This window comes from Paenibacillus sp. FSL R5-0914, from assembly GCF_038004525.1.
Taxonomy (GTDB): domain Bacteria; phylum Bacillota; class Bacilli; order Paenibacillales; family Paenibacillaceae; genus Paenibacillus_AQ.
In genome coordinates this window covers 472361-495161 of sequence record NZ_JBBORH010000002.1, presented here as the reverse complement: position 1 = coordinate 495161, position 22801 = coordinate 472361, and the positions used below count along the sequence as shown (strand labels likewise).

Here is a 22801-nt window from a genome sequence, read left to right as displayed (position 1 = left end):
CATGAGATTCTGGCATAAGATTCTGCTGTCGGTACTTGCTCTCTTTATTGCTGCTCTGGATGTAAGTGTCATTATGGTGATGAAAAAAAGCTGGCAGCTAAACATGGACAGTGAAATGCAGAGAGCATCCAGTGAGCAATTGTTAATCGCCAACAATATTTATGAGAACCTTAATTCTATTCAAGCACGTGGAACGGCATTGACCCCTATTCTACTGGCCAGCGTCTCTGAGTCCTATGGAGATTACTACCGTAAGCAGGGAATCTATTTACAGCTATGGGAGAACGACCGAATGATTTACCCTCCCCAAAAAGGACAATTCGGGAAATCTAATTTAGGAAAAGGCGATCAGCCTGTATCCTCAGACGAACGCTCTATTCAGCTCTCCACTCAGCTTCCTGCTCCTTACCAGCATTTGCTGCTTGTCTATCAGCGTGATATCAGTGAGCTCTTCAACAAGCAACAGGAACTGAACCGCTTTTTTGTAATGATTAACTGGATCGTGGGACCCGTTCTGCTGTTACTTCTTTATCTTCTAATCCGGCATCTAAGCAAGCCGCTAAAGCTCCTGTCAGAGACCAGCAAAACGATCGCCGAAGGCGACTATACGAAACGGGTGCAGCTGCGCAGCAAAGATGAATTTGGCGAACTGGCCTTGAACTTCAACCGGATGGCGGAGGCCGTGGAACAGAGGGTTACCGAACTCTCGGACATGGCTGAAGAGAAACAAAGGATGGTGGATAATTTGGCCCACGAGTTGCGCACGCCTTTGACCAGCATGCAGGGGTTCGCCGAGTTTCTGACCACGGCCAATATTGGACAGGAAGAACAGCAAACTGCAGGTGGCTATATTCTTAGTGAAACCCTTCGTCTCAAGAATCTGGCCTTTAAGCTGCTGGATTTGTCTGTCCTCCGGCATCAGCCGTTGGCACTTCAGCAGGTGGATATTTCGGAACTATTTCAAGCTATCCAACAGACGGAGCACCCAAAATTGACAGATGCTAGCATAAGATTTCATGTCCAACATACGATTTCAAATGTCTGGGGAGATCCCGATTTACTAGCTTCATTATTGGTAAATCTGGTTGAGAATGCGATTCATGCCTCCAAGCAAGGCAGCGAAATCCACATGCTGGCCTATGAGCTGGATGGAGAAGCCGTGCTAGAAATCCGTGATACGGGAACCGGAATCACCGCAGAGATGGCTAAACGTGTGTTTGAACCTTTCTATCGGGGAGACCAGGCTCGTTCACGTGAATATGGCGGCGCTGGCCTAGGATTATCCTTATGTCGGCAAATTGCTGAAGCGCATAAGGCCAGACTGTCCTTAAACTCTGTCCTCGGCGAGGGAACTAGCATCAGACTCTTTTTACAACTCTATAACAACTGCCCTCCTACTCTATAACATCTTTGGATTAAGGTTAGGAAGATTCATCATCATCCGATCCCAATGGAGGTTAAGTTAAATGAAGAACAACAAGATTTCCGCTACACTCGCTGTACTCTTGTTCTCTGGTAGTGTGCTGGCGGTGAGCGCAATGATTGTCCCAGGATTTGTGAACACCACCGCCGCCAAGAGCATTTCTGAAGTACAAGACTCGGGCAATCTAACCTTGAACAGCAGCAAGGCACCCGTACTAAAAGTAGAAGCAGAAGCTCCTGTATCTACTGTGAACAGAGATCTAGAGCAGCTGATGACCCAAGAAGAAATGCAGCAAATTTATGATTTTGCGGACAAGCCCAATAACGAAATTATCACCATCGGAAGGGAGATGACCGAGGATGAAATAAACCGGAGGCTGATATTGGAAGACCAGTATGTGTATGACGGCCTTCGTCCCAAGCAGCTGTTCCCGTTAAAATCGGGACAAGCGGAGTTTTATTTTGACTTGGAGAAAAACACGCTCAAGTATCCGAATCGGACATTGACTGACGAGGAACTGTTACAATATATTGACTGGTTCTACCGGGAGGCCTATGCCTTGTCCAAGCGGAATATTGTAACCCCTCCAGAAACAGGGAATTTGAGCCAGACCGACGCCGTTGCCATGGCCGCTTCAAGTGTGCGAAAAATATTCGGAGCTGACGTCTCCAAGCTTGAAGTAAAAGCAAGCCAAGGAGAATCCATGCTATCAAAGAAAAAGACCTGGATGGTAATATTCACCCCTTATAAAACCAACACCTTAAGAGGACAAGGTAAGGAATTTTGGCAATATACCGTAATTATTGATCCCTCCACCCGCACGGTAGTAGATACGACCGCAGCTAATTTTTCACTCACAAGAACCCCAATCAATGCTGAAGCTGCCATCGCTATCCAAAAGGATGCAACCTGGATTAACGAGGCTACAAAAATAGTTACAGACAGACAAGGAGAAACCCGGAGAATCGCCACGGCTTCCCTTACAGACACTGACGTAAATAATAAGCGCGGTATGGTAGCGGTCAAAATGTTGCTCGAAGACGGCAGCAGTTATACTGCAGAGTTACGCTACCCAGATCAGACTCTTCGGTGCCTCATCTATGAAGAAGCAGAAGCTGCTAAATAGGGATACTAAGGATGAACAAAGGGGAAATTGTATTTCAAATCGGTATAACCAGTTCTTGAAAAAGTTAAGGAGGCTACTGAGTAAGAGTAAGAATTGCGCGGCATTTGGATAAGTGGTTTGTGGACTGAACTAGGTGATGAGTAAGATCCCTGTTCAGTCCTTTTTGGTTTTTTCTGCAAACAATCTGCAAACAAAAACTCGAAGATGATAGTTGTAGTGTACCTAGAAGCATACACGCTTTAATAATCTCTATCCTTTGTCCAAATTGCATTTAATAGAATATTTTGGTAGATTGAATCCAGGAACTTGTTAACCGACTGATCAGCGCAAATATTGTTCAAAACTAAGCGTATTTCTACCGAGGGGAGATCAGATTTCTATGAATATAGCCGTCAAATTGATGCAAAAATTCAAAGACCGCGATACCCAGAATAAGCTGAAAGTTTATCAGGACAAAGTGGAGCTCATCAGAAAACGGAATTTGGAAGCATGGGACGATGGGCAGCTTCTAGCGGAATCCCTCCGGCTACAAAAAGAAGCAAAATCAGGTACACCTTTGGATGAGCTGCTTATCGCTGCTTATGCGTTAGTATGCGAGGTAGCGAAGAGAAAGCTTGGATTAAATCCTTACGATGTCCAGATCATGGCTGCCATTGCTCTGCACGAGAGATTCTTGATCGAGCAGCATACAGGTGAAGGAAAAACACTTTCTGCTGTTATGCCTGCATATCTAAATGCACTGACTGGCAAAGGCATTCATGTGCTGACTTTTAACGATTATTTAGCCAAACGGGATGCGGAATGGATGGGCCCGATCTATCGTTTTCTCGGATTAACGGTAAACTCGGTTCAAGCGGGCATGAGCCTGTCCGAGAAACAGGAAGCATACGCCAAGGATATAACCTATGTTACGGCAAAAGAAGCGGGATTCGATTACTTGCGCGACACAATTGCACTAAACGAAGCGGATACCGTGCATCGTCCTTTCCACTACGTCATCGTCGACGAAGCGGATTCGCTGCTTCTCGACGAAGCTCGGGTGCCGCTAGTCATCAGCGGTGATTCTCCCTCTTCCAGGAGCGACGGCTTTCGTTTCGCAGAAGTAGCTCGGCAGCTCAAGCGAGATGAGCATTACGACTTCGACGAGTTCCAGCGGAACGTTTACTTAAATGAAACAGGCGCTGCGCAAGCGGAATCGCTGCTGGGATGCGGCAATTTGTACGATAGCCATAACAGTCACTTGCTGACATCATTAAATTGCGCGTTGCATGCAGAATCGTTATTAAAGAAAGACGTCGATTACATCGTCCGGGACGGAAAAATCGAGCTGATCGAAGAATATACCGGCCGAGTGGCGGAGAACCGGTATTTGCCGGACGGGCTTCAAGCCGCGCTTACGGCAAAAGAAGGGCTGTACTCCATAGCCGGCGGGAAAATTCTCGGGACGATCACCATTCAACACTTCATCAGCCTGTATCCGCAGATTTGCGGAATGACGGCTACCGCTCATGCATCCGCAATGGACTTCGAAGATATTTATGCGCTGCAGGTGCTGCAAATTCCGCCGAACCGGCCAAACATCCGGATCGACCATCTGCACCGGATTTATACCCATAAAGAAGCCAAACTTATGGCACTCGTACAAGAAATCTCATCCGTCCATAGGACGGGACGTCCAATTCTCATTGGTACGTCAAGCGTCGAAGAGTCTGCCATACTGGCAGAGGCACTAGCGGTTGCTGGCGTACCTTGCCATGTTCTAAATGCGAAAAACGATGCGGAAGAGGCAAACATCATCGCCAAAGCGGGAGAAACCGGTGCAGTGACGGTGTCTACAAATATGGCGGGACGCGGGGTCGACATCCGGCTCGGCGGCGTCGACCCCGCGCAAGCGGAGGTAATCGCCAAGCTAGGCGGGTTGTACGTAATTGCCACCCATGTGAACGAAAGCGTGCGGATCGACGATCAGTTGCGCGGGCGTTCCGGACGCCAAGGCGACCCGGGAGCTTCCGTTTTTTATGTAAGCTTGGAGGACGAGTTACTGCTTCGCTTCGGCATCCATAAAGCTGTTCGCGCTCCCAGGCAGGATGAGGCTCTTGAAGAGTCGGGGCTCAGCAGCAAGATCACAAGTATTCAGCGGATTGTTATGGGCCAAAACTTCGATATCCACAAGGAACTGAACTGTTATTCGGATATGGTGGAGGATCAGAGGCGAATTCTATACGCGGAGCGGCTGCGAATTTTGAAAGGCGAGCAGCCGCTGAGCCCAGCGGAGCAGCGGGTACGGCTTTTTTATATCGACGAATTCTGGGCTGACCATCTTGCATACGTTTCTTACCTTCGTGAAGGCATTCACTTAGAGAGCCTTGCCAGCCGCAATCCAATCGATGAATTTCATGCGCAAATCACTGAAGCCTACGAGCAAATTCCTTCTAAAATAAATGTCGCGTCACAAAATATGCTTGAAAAGCTCGGAGGTTCAAATGATCCGGCAGAGTGGGAAAAGTTCGGTCTGAAAAGCCCTGCTTCCACCCGGACTTATATTATTAACGATCAATACCTACAGAGTAAGCGAACCTCATGGACCGGAACGACCGTATTTGCTTATTGGCTTCGCACGGTTGCGAGGCCGATATTCAAACTGTCAAAATATTGATGCAACGATGGGGCGGTTAGCCCCTACTCCTCTAGCTCATCCAGCTTCGCTTCCAATTCAGCCAGCTTGCGATTCGCTTGATCCAATATCTCCTGTTGTTCTGCGGTTTTTGCTCGTTTTATTTCTTTTTTGATGGCCATAATCTGCTGTTCCAAATAGAGAATTTCAGCTTCATTTCCTGCGTTGTTCCACATCTGTGAATAAGTCATTGTCGGTCTCCTTTTTTCTAATTAAGAAAAGCTTTCCATAAAGTTCAATCGAACTTTAGGAGAGCTTCTTTTTTTATCTACACAAGGGTTTCAAGTTCTCACTTCTAGTAAAATTCTACTCTTGTGATGCTTCCTGTATTAAAGGCATCCCAGCTTCAACTAAACGTTTGTTTCGAATGAAGAAAACGGACAGTATTACAGTTAACACCCCTGTTCCAACAAGGAGCCATTCAATCTCAATTACATCCGCGAGCGGACCGAATATCAGCATTCCGATTGGCATCATGGAAGTCGATATCATACCAAAGACTCCGAATATGCGTCCCAAGTAATCCGGATCTACCTTCTCTTGTAGCATTACGGTTGTCGGTGTATTAAAGACGGGCATAGCTACGCCGAAAATAGCCATCATAACCAAGTAGATCCAAAAAACAGGTACAATACCCAAAGCGAACGTACATACACCCATAATTAAGCTAGCAAAAGTCATCGTATATACTTTGTTTCGAAAGCCGCCCCATGAAGCAATAATTGCTCCGCCAGCCATCATACCGATAGAAAAAGCAATTTCAATGGCTGTTAATCGCCAATAATCATCTCCGAAGCTGCGTGTCACTTGTAGCGGTGTTAAAAATGCAGCCGGTGCCATCAATACGAAGAAAAAGGCGAAAAAAACGAAAAAAGTTTTGAGAAAGCTGTGGGTTTTAATATAGCTTAAACCCTGTTTAAAATCGTCCAAATAGCTTGTCGTTTGTTTATCAGTCGCTTTTTTATGCAACGGTATTTTCAAAAAGAAAGATAATGTAAAGATCGCTATCGCCGCTGTGATAACATCGATAAAGAAAATGACCTCAATTGTTGCCAATGAAAGCAATGACGCGCTAACGATAGGTGCAACAAACATCATTAGTGCTTGAAGACTTCCGTTAATCCCATTTACTTTCGTCAGCTTATCCTCTGGTACAATTTGAGGTAATATTGCCCCAACCGCAGGTGATTGAACCCCAGCTCCGAGCGCACGAACTGCAGCAATGGCGAACAACAACCATATCTCATCATAACCAAGCAAAAATGTAATGGCTAAAATCAGTGTAACAAAGGCAATCATGGCATCTGCTATCATAATAAGATATTTCCGGTTGAAACGGTCCGCCCATACACCTGCAAACGGTGATAATAAAAAGGTAGGAATGAATCCACAAATAATAAATAATGTCATCATCATACCTGATTTTGTTGTAAGCGTAACGTACCACATAATAGCATATTGAACTAAAGCAGAACCGAATAACGAAAATGTTTGACTACTTAGAAAGATAATTATATCCCGTTTCCAATGTTTTTTGTTTTGTGCTTCGTTTGGTATCACTATAACTTACTCCCCCATTTTTAAAAAGTATCATTCATTCCCCATTCGCCTATTAAAATTAATTACCAAATCCGGTACTTCTAATTCTATGTACAAAAATTTTATATAAATCACATTTCTAGAATAGCACAGAAATATTCACCCCACCATTCAGCCAGCATCTTAAAATTAGCCTGTGCACACAAAGAGCCGGTATCCCCCTCTTTCGAGAAGCCACCGGCTCTTTTTTACGTCTATTTCATTCTCCGTTTATACACTCGCATAGCGGAAGCCCAGAAAAACGCAAGTATCGCTAAACTCCATAATACCGCCACAAGCGTAGTTTTATCTGCCGTTCCTCCGAGTAAAAGAGAACGAATACTCTCGATAAGCGGTGTCATGGGCTGATATTCTGCGAATACGCGTATAGCCGAAGGCATGCTGTCGGTCGGCGCAAAGGCAGAACTAACGAATAAAAGTAACATCAAAATGTAAGAAAATACTCCTGCTCCTTCAAATGATTTAGCAAGCAAGCCGAAGGTGACGGCAATCCAAGTAAACGCAAGTACGCTAAGCAACAAAATACCAATGGCTAATACCCAGCCGAGCACATCCGCTTTCGGCCGAAATCCCATTCCGAAGGCAACAAGGAAGATGGCAAGCAAGGAAATGACGTTAAAAACTAATGAAGCAACCACATGACCGCCTAGAATAGAGGCTTTTGCGATCGGCATGGAGTGGAAACGCTCGAATATGCCTTTCGTGAGATCGTTATTGATACGAAGAGAAGAATAAGCCACGCCACTAGCAATGCAAAAGAGCAATATTCCGGGCACAATATAATTGATATAGCTTACATCACCGGTGTTCATCGCTCCGCCAAAGATGTAAACAAAGAGCAGCATGATCATGATCGGCATGGCGATGACGGTAATAATCGTGTCGATGCTACGTGTGGAATGGCGAATGACACGCCCACTCATGACGGCGGTATCGCCTAGAAAATGAATGAATTTCATCGGGAGTCCTCCTTTTTGCTAGTGACGATCGCGAGAAAAACATCCTCAAGCGAGGGCAGTTTCTGCGCAAACTCGGCAATTTCTATGTCAGCTTCCGCTGCTTTCGTTAGCAGACGCATCATCTGTCTCGTACTTCCGTCTGTAATGACGGAGAGCGTGAGATTGTTTGAATCTGCAGTCGCGTTAAATTCCTTTAACAGATCTTGTGCTTGATTTAGCGTTGTTTCATTGTCGAATCGAAGCTCGATATGACCCTTAGGCAATCTATTTTTTAGCTCCGCGGGACTGCCGCTTGCCACGATATGACCTTCGTGTAAGATCGCAATTTGATCAGCTAGATGGTCAGCTTCCTCTAAATACTGCGTAGTTAAAAAAACAGTGACACCTGATCTCGCTAAATCCTTGATCATATCCCACATAGCAAGACGCGCTTGCGGGTCAAGTCCGGTGGTCGGCTCATCAAGAAAAATGACCGAAGGGTTACCCAGTAAGCTCATGGCCAAATCCAAGCGCCGACACATCCCTCCGGAATACGTGGAGATTCGGCGATCGGCGGCATCGAGCAAGTCAAAACGACGTAATAACTCCTCGGCTTGTTTGTCAGGATCGGGCAAATGGCGGAGTTTGGCCATCATTCGCAGATTCTCGCGTCCGGTCAGGATATAGTCTGCGGTGACGCTTTGTCCTGTCAGGCTGATTTCCTTACGTACTTGCTCTGGTTGCTTAGTTACATCTTCTCCATTAATCTTTGCACTTCCGTTGTCGGGCTGGAGCAGGGTGGCAAGAATTTTGATCATAGTAGTTTTACCCGCGCCGTTGGACCCTAGAAGAGCAAAAGTTGAACCCTTCTGAACAGTAAAGTCCACCCCCCGCAACACTTCCACGTTTTTATAGGATTTTTTGAGGCCTATTACTTCAATCGCCCAATTGTTCGATATCATCCTAATCCCCCCTATCTTCCAAGTTTTTTGTGAATGGACTCGTTCATTTTGGCTCGCATTTTCCCTGTCCAAGTCTGAGCGGAAACGTCCTCGAGCAGCCCGTCACAGAACGCCATTACGTCATTCCCTACGATCTCCAGAACATCTCGACCTTCAGCAGCTCCCATCTCAAACATGTCAAGCATTTCGGGAAACAGGTTGATGACACTAGAATCGTTAGTTGAGAAGTTCAGCATGTAGCGCGATGCGATATTGTAAACTTCTCGGTAATCGTTCGGAAGCGCTTTTGAACGTTTTACGCACTCTTTATAAGCCTTTTTTTGTTCACGTAAATCTTTAAATTTATCGAGCATGTTCTTATACACGGCTATCCTCCTTCAGTTGGGTAAGTCTTGACGAAACATATCCCCATTTCTCCCAAAACATGGATAGTTCCCGTAATCCCTCTTCATTTAAACTATAAAATTTCCTTGGTGGTCCTATTTCGGACGGTTTTTTCTCGATATCGACGAGTTTATTTTTTTCTAACCGTATCAAGATGGTGTAGACCGTTCCTTCAACAACATCTTCGAAACCGAGCGCATTTAGCGTTTTTACGATTTCATACCCATAGGTTTCTTTCCGGCTGATGATTTCAAGTACACAGCCTTCCAAAACTCCTTTCAGCATTTCTGTTAGGTTATCCATTTAAATCCTCCAATGCTACTCTGTATTGCTTAGTACCACTATATAGTAACACCGAGTAGTGGAATTGTAAATAGGGGGAAAAGCGGATTGCTGAAAATAAATACGACAGTAGTAGGGACTGGATTTGGTATGAGTGGAAAGCATTTGCTTTAAGTCAGTAACAATAAAGAAAGCCCGCGCTGGGCACGGGCTTTCTTTATTGTTACGAGGTTCTTCGACATCGACATAACTATTTATACGGGTCAGCAATTTCTTCCCATTGACCGGTGAAGACATCCACTTTTATCGTCAACTCCCTGCTGCCTTGCCTAACATTACTGAACAAATAACCATCTCCAATAAAGCCGGAAATCCAATCCTCATCTATTGGCTCGAAGCCTTCTGTATCAAAGATTGGCTGAAGTAACTTATACAGCTCCTTCTTGTATTCTGTACCGTTAGATATGTCCCACAGATCAATCGCTTCTCGATTCACAAGGCTTCTCACTGGACTGCCAGAAGTTGTATCATGAACCGTTCCGGTAAGAGGATTAATTTTATAGCTAAGGCCTTCCCCTACGCCATTCGGTGGATCCATAAAATTAATCGTGTATTGATCGCCTTTTTTACCAAAAGTCCAGCCGCTAGCTGTAAGCTTTTTTTCCAGCAAGGACTTAATATCCTGTTCACTGAGCGGAGGAGAAATAAACGAGCCATAGTACATCTGTACACTCTCAATGGTCAATTCCTTGCCGTAAACGACAATAACTTCAAGCGGAAACTCAGAGATGGATGCTGCACCTGCCAAACGAGCTACAATACGGTCCCCATCAAGCTCATACGAAACTACGGCGCCAAATCCAATCTTCTCGCCCCAAGCCCCCTCAGTGTAATCATACACTTTAGTCAAATGCTTTCCGTCTAGTTCAGCGGATACGTAAGTGTGGTTATTCCGGTGTGTAATGGAGGATTTCACCCTCCGATTTAGCGTCTTGACCGGGTCCTCTACCACAAGCTCTTCCAGAGTGACAGGCTGGAGCACATGAATCTCACTCATTGAGAGCCCTGTTCCAGTGCCGGTAGTAATACGAATAAAGATTTCTTTAGTACCATCCCCGTTAAGATCAGCTTCTTCAATGGAAGGAGGCCGCGTTTCATCTTCACCGGCATTCCACAAAAACGTTCTGTTAACCTCACCGCGCACATCTACCGTGACTTCATGCAAAAGTGCATGCTCAGCCGTGGGCTTTGCAGTTACAGTAATTCCGTTCTTCTCCGCTAATAGGGTTCCTTTGGGATCGATTGCAGTTGAATCTTTAGTCTGAGAAGCTGACGGGATAACAACACTCTTCTCCGGGGCTGACGTAGAACTCAGCTTTGCCCCAGTCAAGGTACAGCCACTTAAGACCATAATTACTGTTAACCCCAACACCGTGTTTTGTGCTGTGATTTTTTTATGCCTGGTGATCATGGTTATCCTTCTTTTCATTTCCTTCTTGCTGCTTGAAATGCCGGCTGCACCAGCCACTCGGATTGGATCGGTCAATGTTTCTAATAGTTTAAGAAGAGTCCGTGCGTAGTCTTTGTGGTGCCCCGATGCAAGATGCTTTAAAGCCAGCGCATCACAGGCGACCTCTTGATCCCGTTTCATTTGGCTAACGGCATACCAAAGCAACGGATTGAACCAATGCAGGGCCAGCAGCAGTCCTGTCAGCAGATTCAGCGAAATATCACGACGTTTCACATGCGCCAGCTCATGCAGAAATATATGACGCAGTTCGTTTGCCTCCAGCGTGTGCAACATGGATGTCGGCAGCAGCAGCTTGGGGCGCATAACACCAAGCAGTGTGGGCACGGCAGTCTGCTTCGTCTCAACCAGCTTCACTGGGCGCCTTACCTTCATCTCTCGTTGACACGTTTCGAACAACCACAGGATATCTGCGGAACGGATCTCCGGTTCCCGTCGAACCCGTGCCGTGAATCGCAGCTGCTCACGAACCGACAGACTTATCATTACCACTGCTCCGCTAAGCCAGATCAGAACCAGCAAATGCATCGGCGTCCAGCCTGTATTGGATGTCTCAAATGGATCGTAGATTCCCTGAGTCACCGGTGTCATACTATCTGGTCTCTCGGCTTGCTTTGAAGTTCCTGTTCCTGTTATTTCAGCGACCTTGGTCGAGTCCACCTCTTGAATGTTCATCCCGGACACAGGACCTACATCCGGCTGCGCAGAAGGAATATAGAAAGTCTGAGCTGATTCTGTTTCCAGCGGAAACAAATTAAAAATGCTGAACGCACTTTCCGGTGTCCAAGGGACGGCTAACCTTACGATCAGCGGTATCCACAGAAGATACGTCCAGGTCGGTTTCAATCGATTCTTGAACAAGAAACGGGTTGCCAGGATCAGCAAAGCCAGCACGCTCGCCATAGCGGATAGTGACAATATCTTAACGAACAGATTGTATGCAGCTTCCAGCAAGCGACTCAGTCCTTTCGCTCATCCAAAATTCTCTTCAATTCTTCAATATCTTCTCGGGACAGCTTCTCATTCTGTAAAAAGTTGACTAACATCGGGCGCAGCGTTCCACCGTAGATCCGCTTCAGAAAAGATTGTGTCTCCGATTGGACGCATTCCTCTTCCCGCACCAGTGGGTAATATGAATACACTCTTCCTGTCTGGTTGTAACCGATAGCCCCTTTCTCCGTCAGACGCTTAATCAGCGTCCGCACCGTTTTTGGGTTCCAGTCCCGGTTGCCCTCCAGAGCTTCAACAATCTCTCCTGCCGTGCGCGGGGCTCCAGTCCACAGCACCTTCATTACTTCCCACTCGGCATCCGAAATTTTTGGAATTTCCGTAGACATAATCCTATCCGCCTTTCTTTCCATTGTGTGACTACACTTGTAATCCAATGTAAAAAATATACAAGTAAGTCTCGTTTATGTCAACCTTAAGTAACAATACGAATCACTATTAACAATGAATGCAGATGTGGGGTTAGTGCAGAACACTATATTTGGGGAAATAATTGTGAATATCCTCTTTTTATACTTTAAATTAAGGTTGGCCCCTTCACTGACCCGGAGTATGGACAATGTACAAGAAGAATTATGATTACGTACATTAAAAATATTAATACAACTCTCCAAAGAGGTGGAACGTGTGCCTATTAAAAATGGTAATCAATACATCGAACGAATCGACCGGCAAAATATCAATATTTGGTACAAAGGGACGCGTATCGAAGGACCATTATCCAAACATCCTGCATTTCAAGGCCTCATACAAACACAAGCCGAAATGTACAACATGCAGTGTGACGAACGTTATTTAGCGCAGATGACCTACCCTTCGCCTGATACTGGAGAGCTTGTTGGTCTATCTTTTCTCCCACCCAAAAGTGTTGAAGATTTAGAAAGTCGAAGAAAAATGATTGAACTCTGGTCAAACAGACATCACGGTTTTTTAGGACGCTCCCCAGATTATATGAATACGGCAATCATGTCTCTGTTTACTGCTGCTGATATCCTCGAGGACCTTCATCCGAAATATGCCGAGAACCTCAGGAAATACTATGCCTACTGCCGAGATCATGACATTACTTTATCCCATGCATTCATTCAGCCACAAGCAAGTAAAATATCCGGTCAGGTTGATGCCACAGAGGATTCTATCGCTGCTAAAGTCGTAGAAATCAAGGACGAAGGGATGGTTGTGACCGGTGCTTTTATGATGGCAACACAAGGGGCTACATGCGATGAAATGCTAGTATTCCCTACGCCTTCACCATCCCTTGTAGATGATGATAATCCCTTCGCATTTGCCTTTGCAGTACCTAATGATCTGCCTGGGATGACTTTTTTTTGCCGTGAAAGTTACTCAGCCCCATCTACTTACGACCATCCCTTAAGTTCTAGATATGAAGAAATGGATACGCTTGTTATATTTGACCGCGTACTCATCCCTCATGATCGAATATTTTATTACGGAGATGAGATCTACTGTGCCCGATTGTTCGGTGAGAGTCACTTTCATACCCATATGGGTCACCAAATCATCACCCGCTATATTGCTAAGACTGAGTTCTTTCTCGGTGTGCTAGAATCTTTGGCAGAAGAACAAAATGTTGAGCTCGAGCCCTTCACCATTCTGCCGATTTCAAGAATACTGACGTTTCTAGAAACATTCAAAGCGTTAAGACTCGCTTCTGAAGTAGGAGCATCCCACGATAAATTTGGATTTCTTGTTCCTGATAAAGGCCCCCTTCTAGCTTCAACCATTCACTTTTCAGAGTTTTATCCGAAGATGGTTGAAATGGTTCAAAATCTCAGTTCAAGCGGGCTTATCATGATCATCTCTGAATCGGACTTCAGTTCAAGTGCCGGTTCATACCTCCATCAGTATTTGAAGGGTAATGTCTCGGATGCTTGGTACCGAAATGCCTTATTCCGGGTCGCATGGGAACTGGGAGCGGGTGCATTCGGTGGCCGCCAAACCCAATTTGAGCGGTTATTTTTTGGGAATTCAGAAACAATGGCCTGGCGTATGTACAATAGCTATGATAATCACGAATACTTCCGTCAAATCATTCACGAATTTATTTCACCAGAAGACCCCCTCCCTAATTCAACAACAGATGTAGTTTCTAATTGAGCTTTCTTTTTGTATATTTTTCATGTTGAATTGAACTTTTCAAATTGCTCCCACGGCCAGGTAACACGAAGCATTATAACCCTGGCTGGAGCGTTAAGACTTAGATATTGCACCTAATTATACGAGATAAGTGCAGTTACTCCTTTGTTAATAACCAAAAAAGAAGAGCCAGAGCACTCACAATTGCACCTAACAAACTCACTCCGTTCCAGCCAAAGTAAACATAGATACTGGTAGATGCGATCGACCCAGTGGCGCTGCCAATGGAATAAAAAATCATGTAACCGGCAGTAAGCCGACTGCGTGCCTCAGGTCGCAAAGTAAGGATCATGCTCTGATTGGTGACATGTACGGCTTGTACTGCAAGATCAAGAAGGATAATACCAACGATTAATGCAATAAGCGAATGTTGAACATAACTTATTGGCAACCATGATATGAGCAAAAGAATCAAGGCTACACCTGTGGTCTTCTGACCTAAACCTCGATCGGCGAGGCGACCTGCTCGCGCTGCTGCTAACGCGCCTGCAACACCTGCGAGACCAAACGCTCCAATCGCTGTATGTGAAAGAGAAAACGGTGGGGCGCTGAGAGGTAGTACTAGAGATGTCCATAATATACTGAAAGCGGTAAAAATCATCATGCCTAGTGCAGCACGGATTCTAAGAGTTCGTTCCTGAGCAAACAACGTGAACATTGAACGAATCAACTGTAGGTAAGATAATGATTCTCTTTTGTGCTCATAATGTGGCAACACCCGAAACAATACACACGCCATGATTAGTGTTAATACCGCGGAAACAAGGTAGACTGAACGCCAACCTGCTAAATCCATTAATACGCCAGCGAAAGTTCGCGCCAGTAGAATACCAATTACAATTCCACTTGTCACAACACCAACGACACGCCCACGTTCGGCTGGAGCAGCCAAAGTTGCCGCGAATGCAACGAGCGTCTGTGTCACTACGGCAAGAAACCCAACCGCTGCTATACCTACGAATAACACTATACTGCTGGTGGCAGTACCAACGACAATTAAAGCCAAAACGGATAGGAGCATCTGTCCAGCGATCAGCCAACGCCGATTTAATAGATCGCCCAGAGGCACTAGTAATAACAGTCCAAGTGCATAAAAAATTTGAGTGATTGTAATAACAAGTCCAACGAATGAATGAGAAATACCAAACTCGTTCGAAATAGCGTCCAGTAAAGGTTGCGCATAATATATGTTAGCAACAACTATTCCGCAGGCGACGGAAAATAAAAGTGCCACATTACGAGATATTATTGATACAGGCACTGGTTCCGACGCTCTAAACCCTCCTTGTACTTTTTCAGCTTTTTTGACTGTTTGATCCGCTATAATAGCTTTCGATTCCTCAACAGATCCCCCCAAAAATAACGCCTCCTGATTAACTTTTATCAAATTCATAAATTACATACCGATCAGTACGTAAATACGTTTGACAAATATAACTCTAAAAAAAGATAACTGTCAAGAGATTAACTTATAGAACAAGCAAAAATTAGAATCCAACTATTTATACGTTCATTTCTTATTGACATAATAATATTCAAACCATAAAATAATATCATACCGTTCGATATGAAAAGAGGGAGTTACTATGGCTCGACCACGTGAATTTGATGAGGAAAAAGCATTGGATGCAGCTATGCAAGTATTTTGGGAAAAAGGGTTCGAGGCTACCTCTTTAAGCGACCTGACATCAAGAATGGGTATTCAGCGGCCTAGCATCTACTCTACCTTCGGAGATAAAAAAGGACTATTTGAAGCTGCGTTGCGGAAATATACGAGTTCTCATGCTGCCTATGTTCGTAACAAGCTTCAAAACAATTCTTCTGTTAAAGAGGCATTCCGTGACTTTTTCGAAAATATAGTGGCAAAAGAATATGGACAACATCCGAACTGGGGATGCTTTTGCATTAATTCGATGGTTGAACTTTCACCCCACGATGAGAAATTTGAGCTCCTGACAAGAGAACACCAGATGTATCTCTCGGTAATATTTCAAGAAACGATTGATCGGGGTTTGCGCTCAGGTGAGCTTGATCCCGCTATTAACGCAAAAAGTTTAGCGCAGACACTAGTCATAGCATTAATTGGACTTACTGTGATCATGAAATCCCGTCCTGAAAGATCATTTGTAGATAATTCTGTAAAAGAAATACTTACATTGTTACGATAGAATCAAAAATTAGGTATGCAGCTTTTGTAATTTCGAAACTTTAATATGTTTAATAACTCTTCACTAATCCTGTTTTCCTGTCGATAATTTATAGTAGATGGAAAAGTATGGAGGAGCATATGAACACTAATCGCAGAACTGAACCTTTTCGATATACCCTTAAAGAACCTGTAACCCTTGATCTTCATATTCTTAGTATTAACGGAATCCAGGTTCCTTCTAAGCCTGTAAGAGCTGTACTGTTCAACATCAGTCGAACAGGCTGCCACTTATCGTTACCCCTCAACATCAATCCAGAAAATAACCTAGTACGGATTGGTATGGAAATGAATCTTACGGATGAATCTATTTACTTAGAAGGAATTCTAAAATGGAATAGAGAACAGCAGGACTGTTTCCATTACGGTATTCAATTAGACATTCCTGAAGCAGACATTGAGTGTCTTCCGAGGGTGCTACGCAGGCTCGCTGGAGAAGGTAAAATATTGGTTCGTTGAGATGTTAACAAAAGAATAGTACTCCATTAATAAAAAACAAACCCGCGTGTAGACGCGGGTTTGTTACAGTTTTTGCTGCTGTTATTGAAAATCAAGATAATTCCTAACACTTCTACCTTTGTTCTTGAGGTATATCTCGTTCAGGGGTTACTGGTATAACTTGCTCTTTCTCCAGCACCTCTTTTAAATCATCCTGAATTCTTCGATCCCAATGAGGAACACCGGAGCGATATGCCGCCCTACCTGTTAGGTGGGCGGATAAAGGTGCAGTTATAAATACAAAGACAATTCCTAGTAATAGCTTTGCACTAATATGATTCTGAAAAAATGCAAAATATAGAAATGCCCCAACTAAGACACATAACACACCGAGAGTGGCACTCTTCGCGGCAGCATGTGATCTTAGATAAACATCAGGTAGCCGTATCAAACCAATAGCACTAACGGCGCTAAGCAATGCCCCTATAAGAATTAACAAGGCAAACAGCAACTCACCTGTAGTCTTGATCATTTCCATTTTCTAGCACCACTCCCTTTTCGATATATCTGGCAAAGGCTGTCGTTCCAATAAAGGAAAGAATTCCAATCAATAAAATAATTTCTATAAAAGCCTGCGTTTGGAGAAAGACAGATAACACGGCCACCATTGCTAGCAGATTAATTCCAATCGTATCTAGTGCAGCGACTCGGTCAGGTAAAGAAGGTCCTTTCACCAAACGCCAAGCACATACGCCTATAGCTAAAGCCATGATCGTAATGGATAGCATAAGAATAAAATGAATCATTAGCGGGTCACCTCCAGTATCGCTCGCTCAAAGGTATCACGGATATTTGCTCTGAACTGTGCAGGGTCATCAACATCCATAGCGTGAATATACAATGTCCGATTATCATCCGACACTTCAAGTACCACCGATCCAGGAGTGAGGCAGAGCATCGTGATTAACGTTGCCACTTCCCAATCTGATTTCAGCTCTGTAGTATATTTGAGGATAGCTGGACGTATATTAAGCTCCGGTCTTAGAACGGCTTTTACCACTACATAACTAGAAACGACCAGCTCCCGCAGCAGCAACAGGATTAGCTTAAGGATCGCCCACACTTTTCCAAGATATAATCTGGGCCAAAAGCGTCGCATTCCGAGCAGAATGAGTATACCGAGCAGGAAACCAATGACGAAACGTGGCCCAGTCCAATCATTGTGCAGAAACATCCACAGGAATGCTATCATGAAATTCAATAATAGTTGAAAAGCCATAGTATCTACTCCTTCATGACAGCGTTAATGTATAATGCTGGATCGGCCAGTACGGCTCCGGCTTGGCTGACATATCCGTTTACCGTCTCAGCACCTACACCCATCAGAATTACAATCGCGAACAGAACAGCTGCCGGTGCCATCATAGCTTTATAATGAAGCGGTTTGACTTGTTCTTCCCTTTTCTCGCCACCCCAGAATACCTGCTGGAATACCTTGATCAAGGAATATAACACTATGAAGCTTGATGCAAGTGCAATTAGAGCCAGAGCCACATGATTCTGTCCAAATCCGCTACGCACCATCATCACTTTTCCAGCGAAACCACTAAGTGGTGGAACACCAACCAACGCCAAAGTCAGTACGAAGAACATCCAGCCGGTCCACGGATAGCGTCGAATTAAACCACCCATTTCTTTTAAGCGGTCGGTGCCCGATGCTGAGATAATCATCCCGCCCAGGAAAAATAATAATGCTTTGGCAACCATGTCATGCATTAAATAAAACACTACACCATTTAACGAATCCTGAGTCGCGACAGAAATCCCAAAAGCAATAAATCCAACACTGATGATGATATTATAATTAAAAATCCGCCCCAGATCGTTGTAAGCCAGTGCACCGATTGCACCAAGGATCATCGTCGCTCCCGCCATCCAGGCAATCAGTGAATGGGTGAGTCCCGGTTCTTGAATAAAAATCAATGTAAAGGTACGTGTAATGGCATACAATCCCACTTTCGTTAACAATGCTCCAAACAGTGCTCTAACAGCCACAGGTGGCGCACTATAAGAATCCGGAAGCCAGAAAAAGAGCAACAAACCTGCCTTTATCGAAAATACGATCAGCAGCAGGACCGCAATGACGTTCATTACACCGCCTTGTCCCGCCTCTGCTACACGCATAGATAGATGTGCCATATTCAGTGTTCCTGTCGCGGCATATAAATAAGCAAGCGTTGCTACAAACAAGGAAGAGGAAATCACGTTAACTAATACATATTTTAACGTCTCTCTCAGTTGACCTTTGGAGCCACCAAGTACAATTAAAGCGTACGAGGCAACTAACAGGACCTCAAAGCAGACGAACAAATTAAACAAATCTCCGGTGAGAAAGGAGCCAAATACCCCAGTTAATAGAAAATGGAAAAACGGATAGTAATAAAACCTTTCTCTTTCTTCCCCAATGCTGGCGAAGGAAAAAAATAGACATGCCGCACCAACAATAGCACCGACTAGCACAAGTAAGGCCGCAAACATATCGGCAACAAACACAATGCCATAAGGTGGAAGCCATCCACCCATATATAGGGTCTGGATGCCCTTTGTACTTACCTGGTACACAATGATTCCAGAAACCAAGATATTTAAAAACACACTGACGGCACTGATAATACGTTGCAGATCCACTCGTTCTTTTAGAAAAATCAGTATAACTGCCGTAAAGGCCGGAATCAGCAGAGGCAGCACTAGCAAGTTGTTCATTGTTGTCTCTCCTCCTTGGTTCCTTCCACATCATCCGTGCCCGTCGAACGGTAAGTCCGGTATGCCAAAACAATGAAGAATGCTGTTACTCCAAAACTAATTACAATAGAGGTCAAAATGAGCGCCTGCGGTAACGGATCTACATACGCCTCCGCTTTTTCACCTAGCAAAGGTGGAGCACCTGTCTTGAGACCCGACATTGTCAGTAGCAGTAAATGAACACCATGGGTAATTAAATTAGTACCCAGCAGGATGCGTAGCAAGCTTTTGGAAAGGACTAGATAAACACCTACGGTAAACAATACGCCGATCGCCAAGGCAACAACAAGCTCCATTAGCTATCCCTCCCGATCGTAAGTATGATATTCATAGTGACACCAATAACAGCTAGATAAACACCAAGATCAAAGAACATTGCAGTGGTTAATTCTGTTTTGCCCATAAGCGGCAATTGGAAATACCCAAAATTTTGGCTCAGGAAGGGTACGTCGAATATAAATGAGCCAACCCCGGTAAGAAAAGCAATCGAAATCCCGATCGCAATTAACTTACGATAATTAATAGGCAGCACTTTCTCAACCATATCCATCCCAAAAGTAATAGCAAGTAGCACCAAACCTGCAGAAGCCATCAAAGCCCCAATAAATCCGCCTCCCGGATTATTATGACCGGCAAAAAACAAAAACAACGAAAATATCAGAATGATAACGAATGCTACTTTAGCTACCGCTTGCAGTAACACATCATCACTTCGGGAATAACGAGGCTTATTATAGGGAACAACCCTCTTCAGTTGGTCTGCTGTACCCTCTCCATCCAACTGCAGCTTGATCATGGAATAAATAGCAAGTGAGGCAAGGCCTAGTACTGTTATTTCAAACATGGTATCAAAGCCGCGGAAATCAACGAGCAGAACATTGACAATATTTTTACCGCCACCCAAAGTATAGCTATTCTCCACATAATATTTCGAGATGGATTCGAACGGACTACTGCCTAGAGCAGCAAGTGCAACCAATGTCATCGTTACGCCCATCCCGATGGAAATAGTTAGTTTCAGGAAATGCGCACGAGGTTTGAGCTTCTCTTTTTCCAGCCTAGGCAAATGCCTGAAACATAATAGGAACAATGTAACAGATACCACTTCAACAATCATTTGCGTAAGCGCCAGATCAGGAGCTCTGAACAGAACAAAGAGCAAAGTAACCATATAACCAACCATTCCTGTTAACAAAATGGCTGTTATTCTGGAACGCACAAACGGAATAGCTAAAGCACCTAGAAGCAAAACCATTACAGCAATAACCTCAAACAAAGAAAAAGGAGTATACTCAGTCGTACCAAGTGTAATTCCATCTGAATACCAGACGACACCGCAAATCGTTACGATCAAGAAGGAAAAAATATACATTAAATAATGTCTCATGGAACCAGTCATATAAGAACTAGTCACCCATCTAGACAATTTCTCAACCAGCCGGATTACTCCGTCATAGACTTGATTTAAAGTGTAGCCACTGCCCCATTCTTTATCGACCAGACTTAAGCGGCCATAGATTCGGTATACAGTAATACCAAGAATCACAACACCAAGTGTCATCCATACTTCTGGTGTAAAGCCGTGCCAGAAATGGATATTCACAACAAAAGGTTCCCCGGTCTGCAAGATAGGGTGAATAGCATTCATTGCAGGGATAATAAGTGTATTAGATAATATATTCGGGAAAAAACCGATAAATATAGACAGCACTGCTAGCAGGCACGGGGCAAGCAGAAGTCCAAATGGGGCTTCATGCGGTTTTTTGTCCAGCTTCTCAGGCTGATATTTTCCGAAAAAGGTGTGGAATACCAAAATCATACTGTATGCAAAAGTAAACACGCTGGCAATCCAGGCCAAAACCGGGAAGAGCGTAAACAACGAGGGAATAGAGAATATATCCAAGTTTCGGATATTCAGGACAGCTGTAAAAAACATCTCTTTACTTAAAAATCCTGAAAATGGCGGCAAACCAGCCATGGAGAAACTGCCGATCATCGCTACCGTAAAGGTAACCGGCATAATGGAAATCAGTCCGCCCAGCTTTCGCAGATCGCGGGTACCTGTCTCATGGTCAACTATACCGACCATCATAAACAAAGAGCCTTTAAAGATGGCATGGTTAATAAGGTGAAAGATAGCCGCTGTTGTTGCAGCAGTGTAAAAGACTGAATCTTCCCCTGCATAAAATGCCGCTGCCGATCCCATTCCTAGCAATCCCATAATCAGTCCAAGTTGACTAATCGTTGAATAGGCTAATAGAGCCTTCAGGTCCGTCTGCTTCATCGCCTGGATAGAGCCATAAATCAAGGTGATCAAACCGACGCCTGACACAACCCAGAACCACTCATATTGCCCCGCAAAAATAGGGCTGAAACGGGCGACAAGATACAATCCAGCTTTAACCATCGTTGCTGAGTGAAGATATGCGCTGACGGGTGTCGGTGCCTCCATGGCATCCGGCAGCCAGATATGGAACGGGAACTGAGCTGATTTGGTGAAGGCGCCTAAGAGAATTAGTAGCATCGCCGGAATAAATAAAGCATGCCCGCTAATATCGCCAACCTCACTCCAAATTTCCCTGATACTAAAAGTGCCTGTCATTACATAAAGCATTAAAAAGCCGGCAAACATCGCTAAACCACCAAATACGGTAATCAACATAGATTTGAGAGCACCATACCGCGATTTTTGCCGCCGATGCCAGAAAGCAATCAACAGAAATGACGAGACACTTGTTAATTCCCAAAAACCGTATAACACCATCAAGTTATCCGAGAGCACAACGCCAAGCATCGCTCCCATAAACAACATTAAATAAATATAAAAAGGGGTCAACGCTTCTTTTCGCTTGTCTAGATAATAAATCGAATAGATAATTACAAGACTACCCATTCCAGTGATTAACAAAGCGAACAGTAAACTTAATCCATCCAGATGGAAAACCAAATCAATGCCTAGGGAAGGAATCCATGAAACGGTTTCATATCCCAAATCCCCTCCTTTAATAACAGGAATCCGGGTTAAAAAATATACAAACAAAGCGAGTGAACCGGGGAAAACAAGCCATCCTCTATGAAGGTTGGATGCTCTCTTGGTCAAAAGTGCGATTACTAAGGCCATTAGAAACGGAACAAGTATGATTACATGCAGCAAAGGCAGTCCTCCTTTTCCACTTGAGCTTATCAAGTTGTGAACTTTAGTACTTACTTTTTTACCAAAAGCCAAAGATCATATGATTGGAAGGGCCCTTAATAATAGGCCCTCATCAAGATA

The 22801-nt window shown here is 44.3% G+C and carries 21 protein-coding genes; 6 read left to right on the top strand and 15 right to left on the bottom strand.

Translation table 11 applies throughout. The features are described 5' to 3' along the window. Window position 1 precedes the first annotated feature (1 nt). From MKX60_RS18325 to MKX60_RS18315, 3 genes are all read left to right on the top strand, one after another. The gene (locus tag MKX60_RS18325) at window positions 2–1405 is read left to right on the top strand and encodes a sensor histidine kinase (protein WP_341060616.1); all 1404 of its coding nucleotides are present in this window, start codon (window positions 2–4) and stop codon (window positions 1403–1405) included. 61 nt (window positions 1406–1466) lie between these two features. Further along, entirely contained in the window at window positions 1467–2549 is a 1083-nt protein-coding gene (locus MKX60_RS18320) for a hypothetical protein (protein ID WP_341060615.1), read from the top strand. Window positions 2550–2928: 379 nt separating this feature from the next. Further along, on the top strand, window positions 2929–5205 hold the full coding sequence (locus MKX60_RS18315; RefSeq protein ID WP_341060614.1) for a preprotein translocase subunit SecA: 2277 nt from the start codon (window positions 2929–2931) through the stop codon (window positions 5203–5205). A 23-nt stretch (window positions 5206–5228) separates the two neighbouring features. On the opposite strand, the gene MKX60_RS18310 is transcribed toward MKX60_RS18315, so the two are convergent. From MKX60_RS18310 to MKX60_RS18275, 8 genes are all read right to left on the bottom strand, one after another. Further along, window positions 5229–5414 (bottom strand): hypothetical protein, encoded by a 186-nt coding sequence (locus MKX60_RS18310; protein ID WP_042187647.1) that lies wholly within the window; start codon window positions 5412–5414, stop codon window positions 5229–5231. A gap of 115 nt (window positions 5415–5529) precedes the next feature. Then, complete coding sequence (locus MKX60_RS18305) at window positions 5530–6783, bottom strand: MFS transporter (RefSeq protein WP_340969113.1); 1254 nt, start codon at window positions 6781–6783, stop codon at window positions 5530–5532. 233 nt (window positions 6784–7016) lie between these two features. After that, window positions 7017–7781, bottom strand: a complete 765-nt coding sequence (locus MKX60_RS18300; RefSeq protein WP_042187644.1) for an ABC transporter permease — start codon at window positions 7779–7781, stop codon at window positions 7017–7019. Further along, a complete protein-coding gene (locus tag MKX60_RS18295) occupies window positions 7778–8722 on the bottom strand; it encodes an ATP-binding cassette domain-containing protein (protein ID WP_341060613.1) in 945 nt (314 codons plus the stop codon). The genes MKX60_RS18300 and MKX60_RS18295 overlap by 4 nt, the downstream gene beginning before the upstream one ends. Before the next feature lie 11 nt (window positions 8723–8733). Then, on the bottom strand, window positions 8734–9087 hold the full coding sequence (locus MKX60_RS18290; protein ID WP_081382854.1) for a DUF1048 domain-containing protein: 354 nt from the start codon (window positions 9085–9087) through the stop codon (window positions 8734–8736). Further along, entirely contained in the window at window positions 9080–9409 is a 330-nt protein-coding gene (locus MKX60_RS18285) for a PadR family transcriptional regulator (protein WP_076299375.1), read from the bottom strand. The genes MKX60_RS18290 and MKX60_RS18285 overlap by 8 nt, the downstream gene beginning before the upstream one ends. Window positions 9410–9638: 229 nt before the next feature. After that, window positions 9639–11870 (bottom strand): M56 family metallopeptidase, encoded by a 2232-nt coding sequence (locus tag MKX60_RS18280; protein WP_341060612.1) that lies wholly within the window; start codon window positions 11868–11870, stop codon window positions 9639–9641. A 5-nt stretch (window positions 11871–11875) separates the two neighbouring features. Then, the gene (locus MKX60_RS18275) at window positions 11876–12253 is read right to left on the bottom strand and encodes a BlaI/MecI/CopY family transcriptional regulator (RefSeq protein ID WP_076282800.1); all 378 of its coding nucleotides are present in this window, start codon (window positions 12251–12253) and stop codon (window positions 11876–11878) included. A 298-nt stretch (window positions 12254–12551) separates the two neighbouring features. Here MKX60_RS18275 and MKX60_RS18270 point away from each other — a divergent pair, with 298 nt between their 5' ends. Continuing rightward, the gene (locus MKX60_RS18270) at window positions 12552–14042 is read left to right on the top strand and encodes a 4-hydroxyphenylacetate 3-hydroxylase family protein (RefSeq protein WP_341060611.1); all 1491 of its coding nucleotides are present in this window, start codon (window positions 12552–12554) and stop codon (window positions 14040–14042) included. Window positions 14043–14178: 136 nt separating this feature from the next. Here the strand turns inward: MKX60_RS18270 and MKX60_RS18265 are convergent, their stop codons facing one another. Beyond that, entirely contained in the window at window positions 14179–15342 is a 1164-nt protein-coding gene (locus MKX60_RS18265) for an MFS transporter (protein ID WP_341061131.1), read from the bottom strand. A 325-nt stretch (window positions 15343–15667) separates the two neighbouring features. Here MKX60_RS18265 and MKX60_RS18260 point away from each other — a divergent pair, with 325 nt between their 5' ends. After that, a complete protein-coding gene (locus MKX60_RS18260; protein WP_076299379.1) occupies window positions 15668–16249 on the top strand; it encodes a TetR/AcrR family transcriptional regulator in 582 nt (193 codons plus the stop codon). A gap of 119 nt (window positions 16250–16368) precedes the next feature. Beyond that, window positions 16369–16746: a PilZ domain-containing protein gene (locus tag MKX60_RS18255; RefSeq protein WP_042187629.1), complete on the top strand. Its 378-nt coding sequence runs from the start codon at window positions 16369–16371 to the stop codon at window positions 16744–16746. A 112-nt stretch (window positions 16747–16858) separates the two neighbouring features. Here MKX60_RS18255 and mnhG read toward each other — a convergent pair whose 3' ends face one another. From mnhG to MKX60_RS18225, 6 genes are read right to left on the bottom strand one after another with little or no spacing between them, the layout of a single operon-like run. Then, on the bottom strand, window positions 16859–17263 hold the full coding sequence (gene mnhG / locus MKX60_RS18250; RefSeq protein ID WP_076282804.1) for a monovalent cation/H(+) antiporter subunit G: 405 nt from the start codon (window positions 17261–17263) through the stop codon (window positions 16859–16861). Next, entirely contained in the window at window positions 17238–17531 is a 294-nt protein-coding gene (locus tag MKX60_RS18245) for a Na(+)/H(+) antiporter subunit F1 (RefSeq protein ID WP_042187626.1), read from the bottom strand. Before MKX60_RS18245 ends, mnhG begins: the two co-directional genes overlap by 26 nt. Beyond that, entirely contained in the window at window positions 17531–18004 is a 474-nt protein-coding gene (locus MKX60_RS18240; protein WP_076282805.1) for a Na+/H+ antiporter subunit E, read from the bottom strand. The genes MKX60_RS18245 and MKX60_RS18240 overlap by 1 nt, the downstream gene beginning before the upstream one ends. A 5-nt stretch (window positions 18005–18009) precedes the next feature. Further along, the gene (locus MKX60_RS18235; protein WP_076282806.1) at window positions 18010–19488 is read right to left on the bottom strand and encodes a Na+/H+ antiporter subunit D; all 1479 of its coding nucleotides are present in this window, start codon (window positions 19486–19488) and stop codon (window positions 18010–18012) included. Continuing rightward, window positions 19485–19823 carry a Na(+)/H(+) antiporter subunit C gene (locus tag MKX60_RS18230; protein ID WP_076282807.1) on the bottom strand — a complete coding sequence of 113 codons (339 nt, stop codon included), beginning with the start codon at window positions 19821–19823 and terminating at the stop codon, window positions 19485–19487. The genes MKX60_RS18235 and MKX60_RS18230 overlap by 4 nt, the downstream gene beginning before the upstream one ends. Beyond that, the gene (locus MKX60_RS18225; RefSeq protein ID WP_076299497.1) at window positions 19823–22687 is read right to left on the bottom strand and encodes a Na+/H+ antiporter subunit A; all 2865 of its coding nucleotides are present in this window, start codon (window positions 22685–22687) and stop codon (window positions 19823–19825) included. The genes MKX60_RS18230 and MKX60_RS18225 overlap by 1 nt, the downstream gene beginning before the upstream one ends. Window positions 22688–22801 lie beyond the last annotated feature (114 nt).